The organism is Streptomyces oryzae (assembly GCF_017676365.1).
Lineage (GTDB): Bacteria > Actinomycetota > Actinomycetes > Streptomycetales > Streptomycetaceae > Streptomyces > Streptomyces oryzae.
The window spans coordinates 1-2,969 of sequence record NZ_JADKMA010000357.1; the positions used below are offsets into that span (position 1 = coordinate 1).

3 protein-coding genes are annotated in these 2,969 nt (G+C 70.0%); 1 reads left to right on the forward strand and 2 read right to left on the reverse strand.

All coding sequences use genetic code 11. The annotated features are described in order from the left end of the window. Together ITI46_RS33930 and ITI46_RS33935 are read right to left on the reverse strand one after the other, a co-directional pair. A partial coding sequence (locus ITI46_RS33930) for a YihY/virulence factor BrkB family protein (RefSeq protein ID WP_209243822.1) occupies nucleotides 1-990 on the reverse strand: 990 nt, incomplete at its 3' end. Between the two features lie 329 nt (nucleotides 991-1,319). Then, nucleotides 1,320-1,757, reverse strand: coding sequence for an SPW repeat protein (locus ITI46_RS33935; protein WP_209243824.1), 438 nt, complete (start codon nucleotides 1,755-1,757; stop codon nucleotides 1,320-1,322). Nucleotides 1,758-1,976: 219 nt separating this feature from the next. Here ITI46_RS33935 and ITI46_RS33940 point away from each other — a divergent pair, with 219 nt between their 5' ends. Then, nucleotides 1,977-2,426 (forward strand): hypothetical protein, encoded by a 450-nt coding sequence (locus ITI46_RS33940; RefSeq protein ID WP_209243826.1) that lies wholly within the window; start codon nucleotides 1,977-1,979, stop codon nucleotides 2,424-2,426. The last annotated feature ends 543 nt before the right edge of the window (nucleotides 2,427-2,969 follow it).

Consider the following 2,969-nt stretch of genomic DNA (forward strand, 5'->3'; position numbering starts at 1 on the left):
GCCCGGGGGTGGCCGCTGGTGGAACTCCACCGTGACCGTTTCGAAGCCCTTGAACGTCTCCGTTGTGGCATAGGACGCGTACGCCTTGCGGTCGGCCCAGTTCAGCCACACCCGGTCGGTGAACGGTGTCAGCAGGCTGCGGGGCCAGAGCCGGTGCGTGCGTACCGCGCTCACCTCGGCCGCGACCACGAAGATCAGCGCGCCGATATAGATCCAGCCGAGCAGACCGAGCACGATGCCGAACATCCCGTACGTCGCGCTCGCCCCACGCAGCACATTGGTGGCGTAGTACCCGCCGGCCCACTGCAGCACCTGCCATGCGCAGGCCGCGCCGACGGACTCGGCCCAGAGCCGCCGCAGCGGCACCTCGTGGTGGGTGAGGAAGGTGTAGGTGGCAAGCAGCAGCCCGACATTGACCGCCACCGCCACCAGCGTGATCGTCGCACGCAGTCCGGTGCCCAGGTCGGTGCCGAACGCCTTGGACTCCGACGTCGCGAGCGACAGCAGCAGCGTCACGGACAATCCGCCCGCCACCGTCATCAGGAAAAGCATGCCCTTCAGCCGTGACTTGAAGGGATCGTGCCGCTTGTAGCGGGGAACCGCCCAGATCTTGTTCAGACCGTACTGCGCGGCCTGCGCGGCGCCCAGGCTGCCGTAGAGACTGCCGGCGACACCGACCGCGAGCGCGATGCCGTTGCTGCGGAACGCGTGGATGCGGCCCCGCAGCTGGTCACCGAGCACCGGGAACTCGCCGAGCACGGAGTTCAGCAGCCGCCGCTGGAGCTCCGGATTGTCCTCGAGGAAGAAGCCGAGCCCCGAGACGAACAGCAGCAGCACGGGGAAGATCGACAGGAAGGTGTAGTACGTGAGCAGCGCGACCAGGTAGAGGGCCTGGTCGTCGAAGACCTTGTATACGACGGCGAGGGGCAGACCCGCCCAGCGGTGCCGCTGCTGAAAGGCGTCCATCCGCTGCGCCGTGCCCATGCCCATGGCCCGTCGGACGCCTCCTCGACTGCCCGTCTGCCTGCTCGACTGCCCGTCCCGTACCGCCGAGCCGCTGGGACGACCCGCGGTCGGCGCTGCCGCGCACTCCGGCCCCGGCTGCGGCCCTCATCCCCAGCCAATCCCAGTCCGCCCCGCGCCGCACCCTCGGAGAGCCATCCGGCGACGCTCACCGGACATACGGAACGGGCGGTACGGCCGTTCTCCGGACCGCTCCGCCCGTTCGTGCGCGCGGCAGACTCCGCGCGTCATGTGCTTGTTCTGTCCGAGTCTCTTGGCCTCTTGTGGCCTCTTGTTCGCGCGTCAGGCGCTGTGCGTCATGTCTTTCGCCTGCCCATGAGCGCCAACCCCATGACTGCGAGTCCGCAGGCAGCTGCGACACCTCCCGCGACCGTGTTGTTGACCACGATCTGCGCCGTATCCGGAGCCCCCTTGATCACCCACTGAGAAATGATCACCCAGACTCCGAGCAGCGGTGCGGTCCAGCCCAGCATGTGGGTCCGCTCGTAAGCGGAACCGAACCCGAGGGCGAGTACCGCGAACGCGAGGCCCACGATGAGATTGCTCGCCGTCAGGGCTGTGGATCCGTTGAACCCGACCACCCACGGAGAGATCGCGATGTAGAGACCGGTGAGGAAGGTCAGCCCCTCGACGAGCTGTGCGACCGGAGTGGATCCGGCCTTCTCGTACCTGGCGCGCATCTCCACAAGGTCAGGGTGGTGCTCGATGCTGCGGCCGGTAGTAGGCACTGCCATGGTCGTCCTCCTTCCTGGAGCGCCTGCGGCGAACGGTTCACACCGTCCACCACCTACCCCGAGTGACCAGCAAACGGGGTAAATCACCCAATACAGTGTGATTTATACCACATTTATGCGAGCTGGTCAGCCCCGAGTGCGCTCTGTGGCCGAGGGGACACGGTGGCGTAGTCTCGCTCCCCGCCGTCATCCATGGGGGCGTCATCCATAGGGGAGGGAATGGAACCGCTGCGTCAGGACGATGTGCGACGGCTCGGTCCCTACGCACTCGTCGGTCGGCTGGACTCGGCGGGGAGCGAGATCCGGCCCACTGTGAGCCGGTTTCTCGGACTGATGCCTGGCGGTGACCGCACGGCACTCGTCACCACGGTGCTGCCCGAGTCCGTGTGCGACGCCGCCCGCGTGCACCGCTTCCGGAGCGAGGCGCTGGCCGCCCAGCAGATCGCGGCCGGCGTGGGTGCCGTCGGCGCGGGGGAGGGGCGCGCGGCGCCGGTGTGGAGCGCGTCTCCGTACCGCCCCGTACTCCCGCTACCGACCGTCATCGAGACGTACGGACCGCTGCGCTCCGCACCGTGCTCGCCGTCGGCACCGCGCTTGCCGAAGCGCTCGCCCAGCTCCATGCGTCAGGCGTCGCCCACGCAGGCGTCACTGCCGAGAACGTTCTGCTGACCGGCGACGGCCCCGCCTCGCGGGGTACGGCGTCGGCCGCGTCACCGCCTCAGACGGTGACGCCCGCGCCCCGCACCCCTTCCTGCCCCCGAACAGCTCGCGGGCGGCCGCCCCCGCCCCCTGGGGGACAGCTTCGCGCTTGCTGCGGTCCTCAGCTACGCGCTGACGGGACGGCCGCACCGGAACGCGGCGCAACCTGGCACCGCCCCGTCCCCGACGAACTCGCGGCCCTCCTCCGTGCGTGCCTCGCGGACGACCCGTCCGACCGCCCGCCGGCGGCGGAGCTCGTTCAGCGGCTGCCGGAGTGCCTCCCTCTCGCGGACGGGGGCGCAAGACCGACGGCGCCGGCAGTCGGCTCCGGCACCGGCCCCGGCGCCACGGTGCTGGACGCGGTCCACAGCCACGCGGCCGGTCTGCTGATACCCGGTGGCTGCCGAGGAGAGTGAGCGCGGCGCTCGCCGTAGAGGCGGCTGCCGTCCTCGCCGCCGAGACGGAAGAGGACCCGGCACCGGTCCCCGTTCCCGCTCCGGCCTCCGCTGCAGC